This window comes from Novosphingobium sp. FG137, from assembly GCF_057809735.1.
On the sequence record NZ_JBMDKN010000002.1, the window covers coordinates 682,105 to 698,378 of the forward strand.

Annotated in this window: 17 protein-coding genes and 1 tRNA gene; 12 read left to right on the forward strand and 6 right to left on the reverse strand. The window is 64.3% G+C overall.

Annotation, left to right across the window (positions count from 1 at the left end; genetic code table 11):
* Window positions 1-82 precede the first annotated feature (82 nt).
* The 4 genes from gntA (at window position 83) to ACODS2_RS08890 (ending at window position 3,407) form a co-directional block, all read left to right on the forward strand.
* Window positions 83-766, forward strand: a complete 684-nt coding sequence (gntA, locus tag ACODS2_RS08875) for a guanitoxin biosynthesis heme-dependent pre-guanitoxin N-hydroxylase GntA (RefSeq protein ID WP_488998483.1) — start codon at window positions 83-85, stop codon at window positions 764-766.
* On the forward strand, window positions 763-1,350 hold the full coding sequence (locus ACODS2_RS08880) for a DUF1989 domain-containing protein (protein ID WP_488998484.1): 588 nt from the start codon (window positions 763-765) through the stop codon (window positions 1,348-1,350). The genes gntA and ACODS2_RS08880 overlap by 4 nt, the downstream gene beginning before the upstream one ends.
* A gap of 187 nt (window positions 1,351-1,537) precedes the next feature.
* Window positions 1,538-2,722, forward strand: a complete 1,185-nt coding sequence (locus tag ACODS2_RS08885) for a L,D-transpeptidase family protein (RefSeq protein WP_488998485.1) — start codon at window positions 1,538-1,540, stop codon at window positions 2,720-2,722.
* The gene (locus tag ACODS2_RS08890) at window positions 2,691-3,407 is read left to right on the forward strand and encodes a M23 family metallopeptidase (RefSeq protein ID WP_488998486.1); all 717 of its coding nucleotides are present in this window, start codon (window positions 2,691-2,693) and stop codon (window positions 3,405-3,407) included. The genes ACODS2_RS08885 and ACODS2_RS08890 overlap by 32 nt, the downstream gene beginning before the upstream one ends.
* 165 nt (window positions 3,408-3,572) lie before the next feature.
* Here ACODS2_RS08890 and ACODS2_RS08895 read toward each other — a convergent pair whose 3' ends face one another.
* From ACODS2_RS08895 to ACODS2_RS08910, 4 genes are all read right to left on the reverse strand, one after another.
* A complete protein-coding gene (locus ACODS2_RS08895; protein WP_488998487.1) occupies window positions 3,573-3,842 on the reverse strand; it encodes a GlsB/YeaQ/YmgE family stress response membrane protein in 270 nt (89 codons plus the stop codon).
* A gap of 464 nt (window positions 3,843-4,306) precedes the next feature.
* Window positions 4,307-4,380, reverse strand: a tRNA-Cys gene (locus ACODS2_RS08900).
* An 86-nt stretch (window positions 4,381-4,466) separates the two neighbouring features.
* The gene (locus tag ACODS2_RS08905; RefSeq protein WP_488998488.1) at window positions 4,467-5,267 is read right to left on the reverse strand and encodes a crotonase/enoyl-CoA hydratase family protein; all 801 of its coding nucleotides are present in this window, start codon (window positions 5,265-5,267) and stop codon (window positions 4,467-4,469) included.
* Window positions 5,268-5,293: 26 nt separating this feature from the next.
* Complete coding sequence (locus ACODS2_RS08910) at window positions 5,294-6,493, reverse strand: LL-diaminopimelate aminotransferase (protein WP_298166014.1); 1,200 nt, start codon at window positions 6,491-6,493, stop codon at window positions 5,294-5,296.
* A gap of 150 nt (window positions 6,494-6,643) precedes the next feature.
* Between ACODS2_RS08910 and ACODS2_RS08915 the strand changes: the two genes are divergently transcribed.
* The 5 genes from ACODS2_RS08915 to lptG all read left to right on the forward strand — a co-directional run bounded on the left by ACODS2_RS08915 (window position 6,644) and on the right by lptG (window position 12,584).
* The gene (locus ACODS2_RS08915) at window positions 6,644-8,542 is read left to right on the forward strand and encodes a PHA/PHB synthase family protein (protein WP_488998489.1); all 1,899 of its coding nucleotides are present in this window, start codon (window positions 6,644-6,646) and stop codon (window positions 8,540-8,542) included.
* A 182-nt stretch (window positions 8,543-8,724) separates the two neighbouring features.
* A complete protein-coding gene (locus ACODS2_RS08920; RefSeq protein WP_488998490.1) occupies window positions 8,725-9,537 on the forward strand; it encodes a phasin family protein in 813 nt (270 codons plus the stop codon).
* Between the two features lie 241 nt (window positions 9,538-9,778).
* Window positions 9,779-10,138, forward strand: a complete 360-nt coding sequence (gene clpS / locus ACODS2_RS08925) for an ATP-dependent Clp protease adapter ClpS (RefSeq protein ID WP_298166075.1) — start codon at window positions 9,779-9,781, stop codon at window positions 10,136-10,138.
* A 123-nt stretch (window positions 10,139-10,261) separates the two neighbouring features.
* The gene (gene lptF / locus ACODS2_RS08930; RefSeq protein ID WP_488998491.1) at window positions 10,262-11,494 is read left to right on the forward strand and encodes an LPS export ABC transporter permease LptF; all 1,233 of its coding nucleotides are present in this window, start codon (window positions 10,262-10,264) and stop codon (window positions 11,492-11,494) included.
* Entirely contained in the window at window positions 11,484-12,584 is a 1,101-nt protein-coding gene (gene lptG, locus ACODS2_RS08935) for an LPS export ABC transporter permease LptG (protein WP_488998492.1), read from the forward strand. The genes lptF and lptG overlap by 11 nt, the downstream gene beginning before the upstream one ends.
* On the opposite strand, the gene ACODS2_RS08940 is transcribed toward lptG, so the two are convergent.
* Window positions 12,568-13,461 (reverse strand): MBL fold metallo-hydrolase, encoded by an 894-nt coding sequence (locus tag ACODS2_RS08940; protein WP_488998493.1) that lies wholly within the window; start codon window positions 13,459-13,461, stop codon window positions 12,568-12,570. The genes lptG and ACODS2_RS08940 overlap by 17 nt on opposite strands.
* Window positions 13,462-13,530: 69 nt before the next feature.
* On the opposite strand from ACODS2_RS08940, the gene ACODS2_RS08945 reads away from it, so the two are divergent.
* Genes ACODS2_RS08945 through ACODS2_RS08955 form a run of 3 tightly spaced genes read left to right on the forward strand, consistent with a single transcriptional unit; the run spans window position 13,531 to window position 15,146 of the window.
* The gene (locus tag ACODS2_RS08945) at window positions 13,531-13,851 is read left to right on the forward strand and encodes an ArsR/SmtB family transcription factor (protein ID WP_488998494.1); all 321 of its coding nucleotides are present in this window, start codon (window positions 13,531-13,533) and stop codon (window positions 13,849-13,851) included.
* A gap of 4 nt (window positions 13,852-13,855) precedes the next feature.
* Window positions 13,856-14,368 (forward strand): rhodanese family protein, encoded by a 513-nt coding sequence (locus ACODS2_RS08950; protein WP_488998495.1) that lies wholly within the window; start codon window positions 13,856-13,858, stop codon window positions 14,366-14,368.
* A gap of 4 nt (window positions 14,369-14,372) precedes the next feature.
* Window positions 14,373-15,146, forward strand: coding sequence for a sulfite exporter TauE/SafE family protein (locus tag ACODS2_RS08955; protein WP_488998496.1), 774 nt, complete (start codon window positions 14,373-14,375; stop codon window positions 15,144-15,146).
* On the opposite strand, the gene ACODS2_RS08960 is transcribed toward ACODS2_RS08955, so the two are convergent.
* A complete protein-coding gene (locus tag ACODS2_RS08960; RefSeq protein ID WP_488998610.1) occupies window positions 15,143-16,216 on the reverse strand; it encodes a fatty acid desaturase family protein in 1,074 nt (357 codons plus the stop codon). The genes ACODS2_RS08955 and ACODS2_RS08960 overlap by 4 nt on opposite strands.
* Between the last annotated feature and the right edge of the window lie 58 nt (window positions 16,217-16,274).

Sequence of the window (16,274 nt, forward strand, 5' to 3'; positions counted from 1 at the left end):
TTGTCGCAAACTCCGGTGGCCGACGGACCGGCATTCAAGACGCGCCAGTGGAACCTCTGCCCCGCGCTGGCATTACCTAGGCATGCAAAACAGCCTGAAAGAAGCATCGCCGGCCGAGCTGGACGCCGAGTTGCGAGCGTTCATTGCCGACCGGACATTTCCTTGTGTCGGTGCGAAATCCGCAGCCGCGACAGGCGGCCTCGTCACGCTCGTCGCAAGCGACATCAACAGCGCCTCCGATGACGCTGCGATCGTCTGCGCACTAGAAGCGTGGGCGGACAGGCACGGCACGCAGCGGCAGGGGTTATACAGTCTGGCAGTGATCTTTCCAGAATCGCGAGAGATTGATGAAGCCGCGTTCGAGCACGCGATGTGGGCGCGGCTGCAAGCGCTGGCCGATCTGGATGCCAGATACGGCGAACCCTGTGACCCATTGGTCAGCGCCGATCCGGCAAATCCCGAATTTGCCATAAGCTTGGGCGGCAAAGCCTTTTTCATAGTGGGATTGCATGCCGCCGCAGCGCGTCCTGCCCGCCGGTTTGCTTACCCCACCGTGATCTTCAATCTCCATGCGCAATTCGAGGAGTTGCGTGAACGGCAGATTTTTGACCGCATGCGTGCGCAGATTATCAAGCGCGATATCGATCTTGCAGGATCGCCCAATCCGATGCTCGCGGGGCACGGCGAACGCAGCGCCGCGCGCCAATACAGTGGGCGTGAGGTCGGCGATGATTGGGTTTGCCCGTTCAGGGACCCTCGGCCATGAATACCTTGCACGTCATCGCACCGCGCAGCGGCACCGCATTCCTGCTGCGGCAGGGGGAGGTTCTCACCGTCATCGATCCGCTCGGCTCCCAGGTCGCAGATTGCGTCGCGTTTGCCGCGGCTGATGTGCGCGAGGTACTCTCAAACGGGCGGACCTTCGATTATGAGGAAACCATCCATTTGACCGCAGGCAACAAGCTCTGGTCAAACCGGTCGAACGTGATGCTGGAGATCATCGCGGATTCGGTCGGCCGACATGATTTCCTGCTGACACCTTGCAGCGAAGCCACTTTCCGCCACTTCTACAAAGACAAACCTGTCCACCCTGGGTGTTTTGGCAATCTTGCCGGGGCGCTTGAACCTTATGGGATAGGAGCGGACGCCCTACCGGTAGCATTCAACCTGTTCATGAATGTGCCAGTCGACGCCGCCACCGGTCGCCTCCGGGTTCTACCGCCCACCAGCAAGCCGGGCGATTCCATCCGCCTGCGCGCCGCGATCGACTGCATCATCGGCCTGACTGCCTGTTCGGCCTACGCCTCAAACGGCGGCAGCTTCAAGCCCATACATTACACGATTGCGTGAGGACGGGCGCGATCCTGATCGCCGGACCCTGGCTCGGAAACGGGCGGGACGGTGCGCACTTAGTGCGCGGCAACTGCGGGTGATATCGCCTCCGCCTGACAGTGTTGTGGAGCAAATACCGCACTTGCGCGTTTGATCTTGAAGTCCACGGTCGCAAAGGCGCGGCCAATGACAAGGAAATATTCCCTTGCGGTTCGTTGTTTTAAGTTTGCCGCTGCTGGCCTTGAGCGCTTGCAATTTCTGGACCGGCGGCGATCAGAGGGGGGAGGCAACAGGCGTGCCATCCCAGGCCGATGCACGAAGCGCCAGGGATGACGCAGGACTGGACCCGCTCGGATCTCGCGATCCGGCACAAGGAGCCAAGGCCGAGCAGCCTCACCCCGATTCCGAATCGCGCCCGATCATGCACGCGCAGGTCATTCTTGAGCGGCTTGGCTTCTCCCCCGGCGTGGTCGACGGCAAGATCGGCCTGTCGACAAGAAATGCTGTTTCAGGCTTTCAACAGGCCAGCCGATTGGCCCCGACAGGTTCATTCGACCAATCGACTTTGGCGGCGCTGGGCAAATTTACCAACATCCCCGCAACTCGCATCGTCAGGATTCCTGCCGATTTCGCGGCAGGGCCATTTCAAAAGCTTCCAAAATCGCCCAAAGATCAGGCGAAGATGGCCTCTCTGGATTATGAGACGCTTGATGAAAAACTGGCCGAGCGATTCCATACGACGATCGACACGCTCAAACTGCTGAATCCCAACGGCGTGCCTGCTGGGATCGTCGCACCTGCGTCATCGGCGGCAGGAAGCAATGTGGCAGGGCAGCAGACGCCCAGTTCAATTTTCCGCGCCGGCCAGCAGCTTCGCGTGCCCAATGTCGGCGCGGACGTGGTCGATCTGGGCGTCGTCAAAGACACGACTTGGGCGCAAACTCTGGTCGGACTTGGCGTTGGCACTGCGCAGCCGAAGGTTGCCAAGGTGGTCGTGAGCAAGTCCAAGGGCACGCTCTCGGCGTTCGATGATGATGGCAAACTGGTTGCGGTCTATACCGCGACAATGGGATCGACACATGATCCGCTGCCTCTGGGGCAATGGAAAATCCAGGGCGTGTCCCACAACCCCACGTTTCATTACAATCCTTCGCTGTTCTGGGATGCCAAATCTGGCGACAAGAAGGCGTTGCTGCCGGCGGGGCCGAACGGTCCGGTTGGCGTGGTATGGATCGATCTCAACATCCCGCACTACGGCATTCACGGCACTCCGCACCCTGAGACGATTGGCCGCGCCGAAAGCCACGGCTGCGTGCGGCTGACCAACTGGGACGCTGCGCGACTGGCGCTAATGGTCCATGTCGGAACGGCCGTTTCGTTTGAGGCTTGAGGAGAAGGAGGATGTCGCCAGACCGGCGCCCGGCTACGGGTTCGGCAAACGGCTCAAAACTGCCTTCGCGTCGGCGCTGGTCACATCGCTGTTCTGGGCCGTGTTCCTGTTAATGTATTGGCCACGCGGCGAAAAAGCAGAATTTACTCCCGCTGAAACCCAGCCAGCGCAGGTCCGCAATCAGCCTCTTTCACCGCCACAACCCGGCCAAAGGCCAACTCTTGATGCGCAGACGGTTTATGTTCCGCCGCGTGGGGGCTTGAAGCTGCCGGTGCAAGGCGTGACGCCTGATCAATTGACCGACACTTACGGCCAGACCCGCAGCAATGGCACACGCGGGCATGATGCCATCGATATCATGGCGCCGCTCGGCACAGCGGTGTTTGCGGCGGCAGAGGGTACTCTGGTGAAGCTGTTCTTATCCAAAGATGGCGGCAACACCGTTTATGTCCGCTCGCCCGAAGGCAAGGCAATCTACTATTACGCACACCTCGACAGCTACGCAGCCGGATTGGTTGAGGGCATGTCCGTCACGCCGGGTCAGGTGCTTGGATTCGTCGGATCGACCGGTGATGCCGATCCCGCTGCGCCTCATCTGCACTTTGCAATCATGGCTTTGGCCCCTGGCGAGGATTGGTGGAAGGGACGCCCCATCAACCCATATCCCTTTCTCGGCGGTCGCTGAGGGGGTGGATCAGCACCCAGGCATGCCCGCAGACGTCAATGCAAACCAAAGATGCTGGAGTTCCGATCGGCGTCGATCGGAACTCCAGCATCTTTACGAATAATTTCAAATGCGTACGGCTTTACAACCTTGCGGCGCGCAGATGACACGGCGCGCCGGATGGGTTTAGCGTACTGAACCTCGGCGGATAAGGTTCACGATCGCCAGAAGCACGATTGCGCCAAGCAGCGAGACAATGATCGACTGAATGTTGATCCCGCCTTCGGTGATCGACGCGCCGCCGATGAGCGGTGTAACCACAAAGCCCGCCAACATTGCGCCGACTATGCCGACAACGATGTTCAGAAATATGCCCTGCTGGGCGTCGGTCTTCATGATCATGCTGGCGATCCAGCCGATGATCCCGCCAACAACGAGAAGAATGATAAGTGTCATGGGAGGTTCCGTTGTAGTGTGAGGGATATGATCCAAACTGGGGACGCAAGGCAAAGTTCCTCAACTTTCTGAAAGTTGGCTAATTGGACAGTGCCGAGTTTGCCGGAAGCTCCAAAGCCTCGATGGTCGTCGACGAGAAGGCGAAACCGGCGACGCCGCTGTGCAACTTCGTCAGGCTCGCCGATCGACACCCGCATCAAGGAAGAGCGCCCGCGCGGCACCCCATGGTCGAGGATCTATGGACCAGGCTCAACTAGCGACGGCGGGACCGGACGCTTTTGCGTTCTGCAACCGACCCGTCGAAGGAACGCAATTGGGGCGCTTTTTCCCCATAGCCCCCTCCCAATGGCATCCCCCTCTGTCGAAAAGCGGGGGGCCTGCAGTGGATGTGAGACTCCTCACCACCCGGAGGCGGCGACTACCTTAGGCCTCAGCCCTCGGACCATGGAGGATATGCGGTGAAATGGAGGCCCGAGCCGGAATCGAACCGGCGTGCACGGATTTGCAGTCCGCTACGTAACCACTCCGCCATCGGGCCCCGATGCGCATCAGCGTGGAACGGCGCGGTTAGCCGAGCGTTGCCGTGCCCGCAACGGGATTCTTTGAGGCAAGCCGCCCTTCGCCTCAAGGATCGACGAAATCGCCCGCGCGCTTTTCCATACCGGCCTTCACAGCCTCGATCTGGTTGCGCGAATACATGACCTCGTGCTGCGCCACGCTTTCCGCCATGAGGATCTCGTCCTCGTTCAGATATGCGGTGCGACCGGTCAGCAGCTTGGCTCCGCGCACGGCGGTGGGGCTTTTGCTCGCGATCTCGCGCGCAAGAGCCATCGCGCGGCCGAGTGGATCGGGATCGGCATGGGTGGCAAAGCCGAAGGCGGCCGCCTCGGTGCCGTTGAACTCGCGGTGGGTATAGGTCAGTTCGCGCAGCACATCGTCGCGCACATTGCCGCGCCACAGCACATAGCCGGCCATGTCGGGCACGAGGCCCCACTTCACTTCCATCACCGCCAGACGCGCATCGGGGGCCACGATCCGGATATCCGCACCGCTCGCCACCTGCAGGCCCCCGCCGAAGCAGACGCCGTGGACCGCCGCGATCACCGGGACCGGCAAGTTGCGCCAGACCATGGCGGCATATTGCGCGCGGTTGGCGTTGCCATGGGTGCGGTCGGTCAGGTTTCCGCCACTCCCCCAGCGATCGGGGTTGCCCATGCTCGAAAGATCGAGCCCCGCGCAGAACGAGCGCCCCGCGCCCGAGAGGACCACGCTGCGCACGCCCTTGGCGCTGTGCAGATGGCTCCCGGCCGCAATGATCGCGTCGAACATGGCATCGTCGAGCGCATTCATCTTGTCCGCCCGGTCGAGCAGGACATGGGCGACGTGATCTTCGATGGTGACGCTGACGCGATCATGGAAATTCATGGCTTGGACGTGCTCCCGGTATTGCTTCAGGCGGCGCTGGCGTTGACGCCCATGCTGGAAAGGTAGCGGCGGATGTTGCGCGCGGCCTGGCGCAGGCGCTGCTCGTTCTCCACCATGGCGATGCGGACATAGCCCTCGCCGTCCTCGCCATAGCCCACGCCGGGCGCGACCGCGACTTCGGCGTGAGTGAGCAGCTGCTTGGAAAACTCGAGGCTGCCCATCTCGCGCAGCGCTGGCGGCAGCGGCGCCCACGCGAACATCGAGGCGCGCGGGGAAGGGATTTCCCACCCGGCGCGGCCGAAGGCTTCGACCATCACATCGCGGCGCTTTTGGTAGAGCAGGCGGTTGGTTTCGACGATGTCCTGCGGCCCGTTGAGCGCGGCGCACGTCGCGGCCTGGATCGGAGTGAAGGCGCCGTAATCGAGATACGATTTCACGCGGGTCAGCGCAGCGATCAATTGCTTGTTGCCCACTGCGAAGCCCACGCGCCAACCGGCCATCGAGAACGTCTTCGACATCGAGGTGAACTCGACCGCGACATCCTTCGCGCCCGGCACTTCAAGGATCGAGCGCGTCGGGTTGCCGTCGAAATAGAGCTCGGAATAGGCGAGGTCGGAGAGGACCCACACCTTGTTCTCCTTCGCCCACGCCACGAGGCGTTCGTAGAACGCAAGATCCACCGTCTCCGCCGTCGGGTTGGACGGGTAGTTGACGATCACCACCGAGGGACGCGGCACGCTGTAGCGCATCGCGCGGTCGAGCGCTTCCCAGTAGCGTTCATCGGGCGTGGTCGGCACCGAGCGGATCGTTGCCCCGGCGATGATGAAGCCGAACGTGTGGATCGGGTAGCTTGGATTGGGGGCGAGCACGACATCGCCCGGCGCGGTGATCGCGGTGGCGAGGCTGGCGAGACCTTCCTTCGATCCCATGGTCATCACGACCTCGTTCTCGGGATCGAGCTCCACATTGAAGCGGCGGGCGTAGTAGTTGGCCTGCGCCTTGCGCACGCCGGGGATGCCCTTCGACGCGGAATAACCGTGCGCATCGGGCTTCATCGCCACTTCGCACAGCTTCTCGATGACATGCGGCGGCGGCGGGAGATCGGGGTTGCCCATGCCGAGATCGATGATGTCCTGCCCGCGGGCGCGAGCGGCGGCCCGCATCGCGTTCACTTCGGCGATGACGTAGGGCGGCAGGCGCTTCATGCGGTAGAATTCTTCGGTCACGACGGGTTTACTCACTCCTTTGACGCAGCAAAAGCGCCGCGCCATCAGGCCCCTTACGACAATCGTCGGCCTGTGGAAACCGGAAGGGATCACAAGCGCCCCAATCGGCGCTATAAGGCTGCCTCAGCGCAACAGGGATTGGGATCACACATGGCCGACGCCGCCACGCCGCCGGAAAACCCGCTCGATACGGCAGTGATCGAGGATCTCATGCGCCAGCAGGGCGAGGCGGTGCAGGCGCTGTTCGCGCCGTTCCTGCCCACGACTTCGACTCCCCTGCCCAATCTGGCGTCCGATCCGGCGGCGATGCAGCACTGGGCGATGTCGGCCGCGAAGCTGCAGAAGATGTGGCTCGATTTCGGCGCCGAGCAAGCGGGGCAGATCGAGCCGGCGATGGCGCGCATGGCGGACCCGGGGCGCTGGACCTCGCTGTTCACTGACTGGTACGCCGCGCTGCCGCTGTCGCAGGCCGAAACGCAGGCCAAGCTGTGGGAAGACGGGCTGGAACTGTGGACCAATGTGCTGGGCCGCTATGGCATCGGGCCAGCCGCTGGCAAGGAAGAGCCGGCAGCGCTGCCGCGCAAGGACCGCCGCTTTGCCGATCCGCGCTGGGCGGATCAGCCGTGGTTCGCACTGCTCCACCAGACCTATCTGCTGCTCGCCGAGAAGCTCACCGCCATGGCTTCGGACGTGAAGGGACTGCCGCCCGAACGCCAGCACCAGGTGCAGTTCTTCACCAAGCTGGTGATCGCTGCGCTGAGCCCGGCCAACTTCCCGATGACCAATCCCATCGTGATCGAGCGCACGATGGAAACGCACGGCGAGAACCTGGTCAAGGGCGTCGAGCACATGCTGGCCGACGTGCGCAAGGGCCAGCTCACCCACACCGATCCGCAGGCTTTCGAACTGGGCCGCAACATCGCGGTCACGCCGGGCAAGGTGGTCTACGAGACGCCGCTCTTCCAGCTGATCCAGTACAGCCCGGCGACCGAAACCGTGCTCGCGGTGCCGCTGCTGATCTTCCCGCCGTGGATCAACCGCTTCTACATCCTCGATCTCAATCCCAAGAAGAGCTTCATCCGCTGGGCGGTGGAGCAGGGGCTGACGGTGTTCGTCGTCTCGTGGAAATCGGCTGATGCCGCGATGGCAGACGTGGTGTGGGACGACTACGTGATGGCGCAGGTCGAGGCGATCGACGTTGTGCGCGAACGGCTTGGCGTGCCGCAGGTCCACGCCATCGGCTATTGCGTCGCGGGCACCACGCTGGCGGCAACGCTCGCGCTGATGGCGCGGCGGGGCGAGGCGGACAAGGTGCGTTCCGCCACCTTCTTCACCGCGCAGGTCGATTTCGAGAAGGCGGGCGACCTCAAGTCGTTCATCGACGACAAGCAGATCAAGCTGCTGGAGAGCCTTTCGACCGATGGCTACCTCGACGGCCGCTACATGGCTGCCACGTTCAATCTGCTGCGCGGCACCGACCTCATCTGGAACTACGTCGTCAGCAATTACCTGCTGGGCGAGGACTATCCGGCGTTCGACCTGCTGCACTGGAACGGGGACACGACCAACCTGCCGGCCAAGTGGCACAAGGCCTATCTTGAGGACCTCTACCGCGACAACCGGCTGGTCATGCCCGATTCGCTGGAAATTGACGGCACGCCGATCGACCTGAGGCTGATCGCCACGCCTTGCTACATCCAGGCTGGGCGCGAAGATCACATCGCGCCGCCGGAAAGCGTGTGGAAGCTGACCCGCCTGCTTTCAGGGCCGTGGCGCTTCCTGCTGGCGGGCTCGGGCCATATCGCCGGGGTGGTCAATCCGCCCGATGCGGGCAAGTACCAGTATTGGCGCAACGACGGCGCGCCGACGACGCTCGCGGAGTTTGTCGGCGGAGCGCGCGAGACCAAGGGCAGCTGGTGGCCCGATTGGATCGAATGGATCCGCGAGTCGGATGCGGCCACCGTACACGCCAAGGGCAAGCGCGTGCCGGGTGGGCGCGGCGACCCGGTGATCGAGGATGCACCCGGCCGCTATGTGAAGACCCGCTGAGGTTTGCCGGCAGCGGGCAAAGCTCCTGCCATTCCGGGCGCTTCCAGCAATGGTGCAGTGCACAAAAGTACTTGACCTGACCCTGCCGACTCCCTATTTTGTGCACTGCAACACGGACCGCTGCTGATCCAACTTCTTGGATTTTGCCGATGGGGCGTGTGCGGCGCAGGAGCAGTCAGGTCATGGAAGACGACGTCAAGGACATCGCAAGCGCAGCAATTGCCGCGCCGAGTGCCGAGGCCGAAATCGCCCCGGCCCAGCCGCTCGTACAGCCGGAAGTGCTTGCAGCGGAGGCCGCCCCGGTGGTCGCTGCCAAGCAGGCTCCCAAGCCCAAGGGCAAGCCCGGTCGTCCCCGCAAGGTCGCCGTGTCTGCCCCCGCAAAGGCTGTCAAAGCGCCGGTGGCGCCGGCTGTTAAGCCGGTCCGGACGGTCAAGGCCAAGGCTGCAAAGCCCGAACCGAAGCCTGCCGCGAAAATCAGCACGAACCTCGTCAAGATCAACAAGAAAGAAGCCGTCTCCATGAAGAGCGCGGCTACCAAGCAGAAGGACTTTACCATCATGAACGCCATCCCCACCGAAATGACCGCGACCATCCAGACCGCGATGAAGGAAGCCGCCGACAAGGCAAAGGCCGCGCTCGAAAAGAGCCAGGCCGCGCTGGGCGACATGGGCACCTTCACCAAGGGCAACGTCGAAGCGGTCGTCGAATCGACCAAGATCCTCGCTTCGGGTCTGCAGGAAATGGGCAAGAGCTACGCCGCCGAGACCAAAACCGTGGTCGAGACCATGCAGGCCGAAATGAAGGAGCTCGCCGCCGTGAAGTCGCCGGCCGAATTCTTCGAGAAGCAGAACGCGATGCTCCGCAAGCAGTTCGATGCCGCGATGGCCGCGACCTCGAAGAACAGCGAAGCGATGCTCAAGCTCGCCAGCGAGGCTTTCCAGCCGATCTCGAACCGCGTCAGCCTCGCGGTCGAGAAGATCAAGCACGCCGCCTGATCGGTGCGCTACGCCTGCGCTGCGGCGCAGGCGGGCTATGACCACGAAGCGGGCCGGACGGGATTTCCCTCCGGCCCGTTTTCGTTTGCTGGCGGAAAATGTGGCTCACATGCTGGACTTTAAGGCCAAGTGTTCACCCGCCTCTTGTACGCGGGGGCCTGCAATGCGATATTCCCCCTACGCTATGAGCATGACATCCCATCCCGGCGCCCCCGAAGGCTCTGCCGCATATGCGGTGTGCATGCCCTTGCGCGCGGCCGATGACGAACCCAAGGGCCCCGGTGGCTCCGACAACGGCGGCGGTGATGATCAGATCGGCATCGCCACCAAGACGCGCACGCGGCCCAAGAAGCCCAGCATGTTCAAGGTGCTGATGCTGAACGACGATTACACGCCGATGGAATTCGTCGTGATGTGCCTCAAGCGCTTCTTCAACATGGACCTCGAACAGGCGACGCGGGTCATGCTTCATGTTCATCAGAAGGGCGTCGGCGTCTGCGGGATCTTCCCCTACGAGATCGCTGAAACCAAGGTGAATCAGGTGATGGATTTCGCCCGGCAGAACCAGCACCCGCTGCAGTGCACGCTCGAGAAGGCGTGATTCGCGCCTGACTGGCCGCCACGGTCGACAGGTTGCTCGGCGCTTCCAGCATTTTCGCCTTCCGCCGGCCTCTGAACCGGGCTAACCGGAACCGTTCACCCGGTCCAGCGAGCTGCCCCGCCCTTGCCTTTGCTTACCGCCACTGACCGATACATCGCCCGGCTCGTCTTCGTGCCGATGTGCGCGGTTTTCGTGATCGCGGCGTCGCTGCTCGTGCTCGACAAGATGCTCAAGCTGTTCGACTTCGTGGCGACGGAAGGCGGGCCGGTCAGCGTCGTGTTCAAGATGCTGGCCAACCTGCTGCCCGAATACGCGAGCCTTGCGATTCCGCTCGGGCTGATGCTCGGCATTCTGCTGGCGTTCCGCCGCCTTGCCACCTCCTCGGAGCTCGACGTGATGCGCGCGGTCGGACTGTCGTACACGCGGCTGCTGCGGGTGCCCTATCTCTTCACCGTGGTGCTTGCGGCGCTCAACCTGCTGATCGTGGGCTATCTCCAGCCGCTTTCGCGCTACTATTACGAACAGCTCCAGTTCGATCTGCGCTCAGGCGCGCTCGGCGCCTCGATCAAGGTGGGCGAGTTCAACACGCTGCAGGACCGCACCGCGCTGCGCGTCGATTCCAGCCGCGACGAGGGACGCGACCTGCGTGGAATCTTCGCGCGGATTGCCACCAAGGATGGGCAGGTCCTCGTGATCTCCGCGCGCGAGGGTCAGTTCTTCGCCAACAAGGAAAACCCGGACACGGTAATCCTGCGCCTGTCCGAAGGCCAGATCGTGCAGGACGGGCCGGGCATCACCTCTCCGCGCGTGCTCACGTTCGCGACGCATGATCTGCCGATCGACCTTCCCAAGATCGAACAGTTCCGCAGCCGCGGTGAGCGCGACCGCGAGTATTTCCTGCCCGAACTGCTGCGCATCGGCTGGAGCAAGGATTCAAGCCAGGCCGCGCGCTACCAGAGCATCGCGAGCCTCAACTACCGGCTTGTCGAGGTGGCAATGATGTTCCTGCTGCCGCTGCTGGCGGTCTCGCTGGCGGTGCCGCCCAAGCGGTCGAGCTCGGCACTGGGCGTGTTCGTCTCGATCGTGATGGTGGTCGCCTACCACAAGGTGAATGAATACGGGCAGGACGTGGCCAGCCTCGGCCGGATCGACCCGACGCTGGCGCTGTGGGGGCCGTTCGTGCTCTTCGCGGCGCTCATCGTCTCGATGTACTGGCGCCTTGCCTATGTGCCCGGCGGCCAGCCGATCGGTGGGCTCGAAACCGGCTTTGCCAAGATCTCAAGCTCGGTGGTAAAGCTGTTCGCCGCGCGCAAGCCTGATCGGGCACTTGCATCGGGAGCTGTCGATGCATCTTGAGTTTTTCCCTTCGCGCACAATCACGCTCTACATCGGGCGCCTGTTCGCGGTGCGCATCATCGCCGTGCTGCTGATGCTCGTGCTGGTGCTGCAGATGCTCGACCTGCTGAGCGAAAGCGGCCGGATCCTGGCTGCGCCCGGCAACGGGCAGGGCGAACTGCTGACGTATGTCGGCTTGCGCGTCCCGCAGCTGATCAGCCGGTTCCTGCCCTATTCGGTGCTGCTCGCCACGATCATCACGCTGATGACGCTCAACCAGAACAGCGAGGTCATCGCGCTCAAGGCAGCCGGCCTGTCCGCCCATCAGGTGCTCGCGCCGCTGTTCCTCGTCGCGGCGCTGACATCCTTGGTTACCCTGGGCTTCAACGAGCGGGTGGTCGTGCGCTCTTCCGCCACGCTCAAGGCCTGGCAGGCGGTCGATTACGGCCCGATCCCGCGTGACAGTGCGGTCAAATCCAACGTGTGGCTGCAGGATGGGGTCAACCTGCTGTTCGCGCGCTCGGTCACCGGCATCGGCAAGCAGACCCGCATGACCGACGTGAGCTGGTATCGCCGCGATCCGGCCGGAATGGTGACCGAGATCGTGCGCTCGCCCGAAGCGACTTATGCCGGGCCCGGCTGGCATTTGAGCCGTCCCACCGGCTTTGACGTGCAGAGCGCACGCCGCAACACCTATCCTTCGGGTCAAGTCTTCGCGAAAAGCGTCGACCCGGCGCAGGTGGTCATCCGCAAGGCCGATGCCGATGGCGAATCGATCGATCAGCTCTCGCAATCGATCGACGCGATCCGCAGTGCCGGCTATCGCACCAGCGAGCTCGAAGGCAAATGGTGGCACAAGCTCTCGGGCCCGCTTTCGGCTTTGCTGATGCCGCTGCTTGGCGCGGTGGCTGCGTTCGGGCTCGCGCGCTCGGGCATGCTGTTCGTGCGCGCGGTGATCGGCATGGCCTTGGGCTTCGCCTACTTCGTGGTCGATAACGCCGCGCTCGCTATGGGCAATTTCGGGGGCTATCCGCCGCTCCTTGCCGCCTGGGCGCCGTTCTTCCTGTTCCTGCTGATCGGCGAAACCGTGCTGATCAGGACAGAAGAGTAGCCGCCGCCGCATCGCCCGCGCGCAGCGGCAAGCGCAGCGCCTGCACCCCTTGCGCATCGGCGGGCGGCAATCGCCCGGCGCGAATGTTGACCTGGATCGAAGGCAGCAGCAGGCGCGGCGGTGCCAGCGTTGCATCGCGCGCCTGCCGCAGCGCGACAAACGCAGCCTCGTCGATACCGTCATGCGCCTGCACGTTGGCCCGCCGCTGCTCGCCAACCGTGGTTTCCCACGCAAACCCGGTGCGCTCAGGCCCCTTGTAATCGTGGCAGAGGAACATCCGGGTCTCGTCCGGCAGCGCCAGCAGGCGGCGGATCGAGGCATAGAGCGCATGAGCATCACCGCCCGGAAAATCGCACCGCGCGGTGCCATAGTCGGGCATGAACAGCGTATCGCCGACGAAGACCGCGTCATCGATGCGAAAGCTGATGCAGGCGGCGGTATGCCCCGGCGTGTGCATCACGGTGAAGGCCAGATTGCCAAGCGGGACCGTCTCGCCATCATGCAAGAGCCGGTCGAAATCGCGGCCTTCGGGCAGCAGATCATCCGCACCGAACATCGGCGCAAAGGTGGCCTGCACTTCGGTGATATGCGCGCCGATGCCAATCCAGGCGCCGGTCCGCGCGGCAATCAGCTTCGCCCCGCTCAGGTGATCGGCGTGGGCGTGGGTTTCGAGCACCATCTCGATCCGCCAGCCCCGCGCCGAGGCAGCTGCCAGCACGGCCTCGACCGAAGCCGAACCGAGCCGCGCGGCGGCCTGATCGAAATCAAGCACCGGATCGATCACCGCCGCTGTGCCCGTGGCGGGATCGGCGACGAGATAGGTCACGGTGAAGGTCGGCTCGTCGAAGAAGGCGAGAATCGCAGGCGCAGCGTCCATGGCAGGGTCCTTTCGAGACCTCTCTATATTAGCTCTTGCTAAATTAGCAAGTTCTTATATATAGGCTCCATGACGATCCACCCTCCCCTCGATACAGCGACGTTCGAAGCCAACGCCACGATGGTCGCTGGCATTCTGCGCGAACTCGCCAATCCGCACCGGCTGATGGTGCTCTGCTCGCTGGCCGAGGCGGGTGAGATGAAGGTGGGCGATATTGCCGAGCGCATCGGGCTCTCGCAGTCCGCGCTTTCGCAGCACCTCGCGCGTCTCCGCGAAGTGGGTCTCGTGGCCTTCACGCGTGAGGCGCAGGTGCTGCGCTACCGGATTGCCGATGCCCGGGTCGAGGCGCTGCTCGCCACGCTCTACCAACTTTATTGCGCTGAGGACTGACACAATGACCTTGCCCCGGATCACCCCCACCGAAACGCGCCGGTTGATGGCCAGCGGCGCGCGCCTGATCGATATCCGCTCGCCGGACGAGTTTGCCCGCGCGCGCATTCCCGGCTCCGAGAACCGCCCGATCGACGCGATCGGCCGCGTCGGAGATGCGCCGGCCGTGGTCTATCACTGCCGCAGCGGCATGCGCACCGCCGCCAACGCGGAGCTGCTTGCGGCGGCAAGCGATTGCCCGGCCTACCTGCTCGAAGGTGGGCTCGACGCCTGGCGCACGGCCGGACTGCCGGTGGCGAAAAACCGCAAGGCTCCGCTCGAGATCATGCGGCAGGTGCAGATCACCGCAGGCGCGCTGGTCGTGCTCGGCGTGGTGCTGGGCTGCCTGTTCAGCCTGCTCTTCCTCGGCCTCTCCGCCTTTGTCGGCGCGGGCCTGATGTTTGCCGGCACGACAGGCTGGTGCGGTATGGCCAAGCTCCTTGCGGCGATGCCGTGGAACCGGCGCGCGGCGGCCTGATGCCATGCCACTGGCGATGATCCTTGCCGCATTGGGTTCGGGCGCAGCGATCGGCCTGATCCTCGCCGGGCTCGGTGCGGGCGGATCGATCCTGATGACGCCGCTGCTGGTCTATGCCGTGGGCGTTTCGTCCGCGCACGCCGCAGTGGGCACGAGTGCTGTCGCCGTCACGCTCAACGCACTGGTCGGGCTGGCCGGACATGCCCGCGCGGGCACGGTCAAATGGCGCTGCGCCGGGGTGTTTGCGGCAGCGGGCGTCATCGGGGCGGGCCTTGGCGCGGAGCTGGGCAAGGCGCTGGATGGCAAGCGGCTGCTCATGCTGTTCGGCCTGCTGATGATCGGTGTTGGCCTTGCCATGCTCCGCCCGCGCCGCAGCGAGGAACGCGCCGACGTGCGGCTCAGCATGACGAGCGCAAGCCAGCTCCTGCCGCGCCTGCTCCCCATCGGGCTCGGTACGGGTCTGCTGGCGGGCTTCTTCGGGATCGGCGGCGGCTTCCTGATTGTGCCGGGGCTGATTGCAGCGACCGCGATGCCGATGCGCTTTGCCTCGGGCACCTCGCTGGTCATCGTCGCGGCGCTGGGCGCGACGACCGCCACGTCCTACGCGCTCTCAGGCTATGTTGACTGGCCGCTCGTGGGCGTTCTGGCCATTGGCGGTGCCGCCGGTGCTGCCCTCGGCATCAAGGGCACCGCGGCGCTCGCCAGCCATCGCGGCATGGTCGAAAAGGGCTTTGCCGCGCTGGTGATCGCAGTCGGCGCCTATGTCGCGCTGAGCTAGCGCGCCGCCATCGTGCTGCGCACCAGCCGCCCGAGCAGCGGGAACAGCCCGGAGTAGCTCGAACGGGTATAGGTCGACGCCAGACCCAGTTCGGCCGTCAGGCGGCGATGCGCCTCCCCCAAGGCGTGATAGGGCACGCTCGGCAGCAGGTGGTGCAGCGCGTGATAGCGCAGGCCGACCGGGGCCCACAGCGCGGTGGCCCAGCCCGGCGGCGGCACGTTGACCGAATCGAGGTACTGCCCCGTCACCGTCATCGTCTCGCCCTCGTTCTCCCAGAGGTGTGCGACCAGCGTACGCGCCTGATTGAGCACTGCGCCGAGCGCGATCACCGCAATGCCGATCAGCAGCGGCCGCCAGCCATGCGTGGCCGACCAGCCGAGCAGGAACCACGCCCAGGCCGAGGCGCCGAGTTCCTGCCAGAACACCATCCGCGCAAAGTCGCCCTCGGGCGGGCGGCGGCGGAAGGCCGGGTTGATCGCGAGCGCCGAGGCGCGCGCCCAGACCAGCCGCCGCAGCGGCGGGATCACCACACCCAACGGCACCAGCACCGCCGAACGCACCAGCAGCGCCACCGGCAGCAGAATGGCGGTGAGCAGGAACACCGGCAACGACCACGGCTTCATCAGCGCGAGCGGCAGGTATTCCGGATCCTCTGCCGTGCCATAGCGGGTGCGCGCATGGTGCAGCGGGTGGACGCCTTCATACATGAACGAGGGCGTGAGCATCGGGATGCCGACGATGAGGTTCCACGCGAAGCGGAAGCCCGGCAGCGCATTGCGATGGATGTGCGAAAGCTCGTGGATGAACAGCAGCGCGCGGTAGAACGCCAGCGCCGAAAGCACCCCGCAAGCGGCGGCGACCCACACGTTTCCGGCGAGGATCGCGCCCGCCAGCGCCGCATAACCCGTCAGCGCCGAGGCCAGCATATCGGGCCAGAACACCGCCGGCTTCGCTTCGCCCAGATCGCGCGTCAGCTCGACCGCCGCGCGCAGCATCGCCTTGTCGTCCGGCGTGCGGGCGAGGATCGCGGCCTCTCGGGGCGCGGCACCGGCGGGCTGGGGCTCCAGCATCGGCGGCGTATCGAGAGACGGAGAGGCAAGCATGCGATGATTCCTGATTGACCCGATG

Bases quoted from the DNA above. Each gene is read 5' to 3' on its own strand.
- ACODS2_RS08915 (WP_488998489.1), top strand. From the start codon at position 6,644: ATGGCCGACGCCGCCACGCCGCCGGAAAACCCGCTCGATACGGCAGTG.
- ACODS2_RS08955 (WP_488998496.1), top strand. From the start codon at position 14,373: ATGCCACTGGCGATGATCCTTGCCGCATTGGGTTCGGGCGCAGCGATC.
- ACODS2_RS08905 (WP_488998488.1), bottom strand. From the start codon at position 5,267: ATGAATTTCCATGATCGCGTCAGCGTCACCATCGAAGATCACGTCGCC.
- ACODS2_RS08945 (WP_488998494.1), top strand. From the start codon at position 13,531: ATGACGATCCACCCTCCCCTCGATACAGCGACGTTCGAAGCCAACGCC.
- ACODS2_RS08920 (WP_488998490.1), top strand. From the start codon at position 8,725: ATGGAAGACGACGTCAAGGACATCGCAAGCGCAGCAATTGCCGCGCCG.
- gntA (WP_488998483.1), top strand. From the start codon at position 83: ATGCAAAACAGCCTGAAAGAAGCATCGCCGGCCGAGCTGGACGCCGAG.
- ACODS2_RS08895 (WP_488998487.1), bottom strand. From the start codon at position 3,842: ATGACACTTATCATTCTTCTCGTTGTTGGCGGGATCATCGGCTGGATC.
- ACODS2_RS08950 (WP_488998495.1), top strand. From the start codon at position 13,856: ATGACCTTGCCCCGGATCACCCCCACCGAAACGCGCCGGTTGATGGCC.
- ACODS2_RS08960 (WP_488998610.1), bottom strand. From the start codon at position 16,216: ATGCTGGAGCCCCAGCCCGCCGGTGCCGCGCCCCGAGAGGCCGCGATC.
- ACODS2_RS08890 (WP_488998486.1), top strand. From the start codon at position 2,691: ATGTCGGAACGGCCGTTTCGTTTGAGGCTTGAGGAGAAGGAGGATGTC.
- ACODS2_RS08940 (WP_488998493.1), bottom strand. From the start codon at position 13,461: ATGGACGCTGCGCCTGCGATTCTCGCCTTCTTCGACGAGCCGACCTTC.
- lptG (WP_488998492.1), top strand. From the start codon at position 11,484: ATGCATCTTGAGTTTTTCCCTTCGCGCACAATCACGCTCTACATCGGG.
- clpS (WP_298166075.1), top strand. From the start codon at position 9,779: ATGCCCTTGCGCGCGGCCGATGACGAACCCAAGGGCCCCGGTGGCTCC.
- ACODS2_RS08880 (WP_488998484.1), top strand. From the start codon at position 763: ATGAATACCTTGCACGTCATCGCACCGCGCAGCGGCACCGCATTCCTG.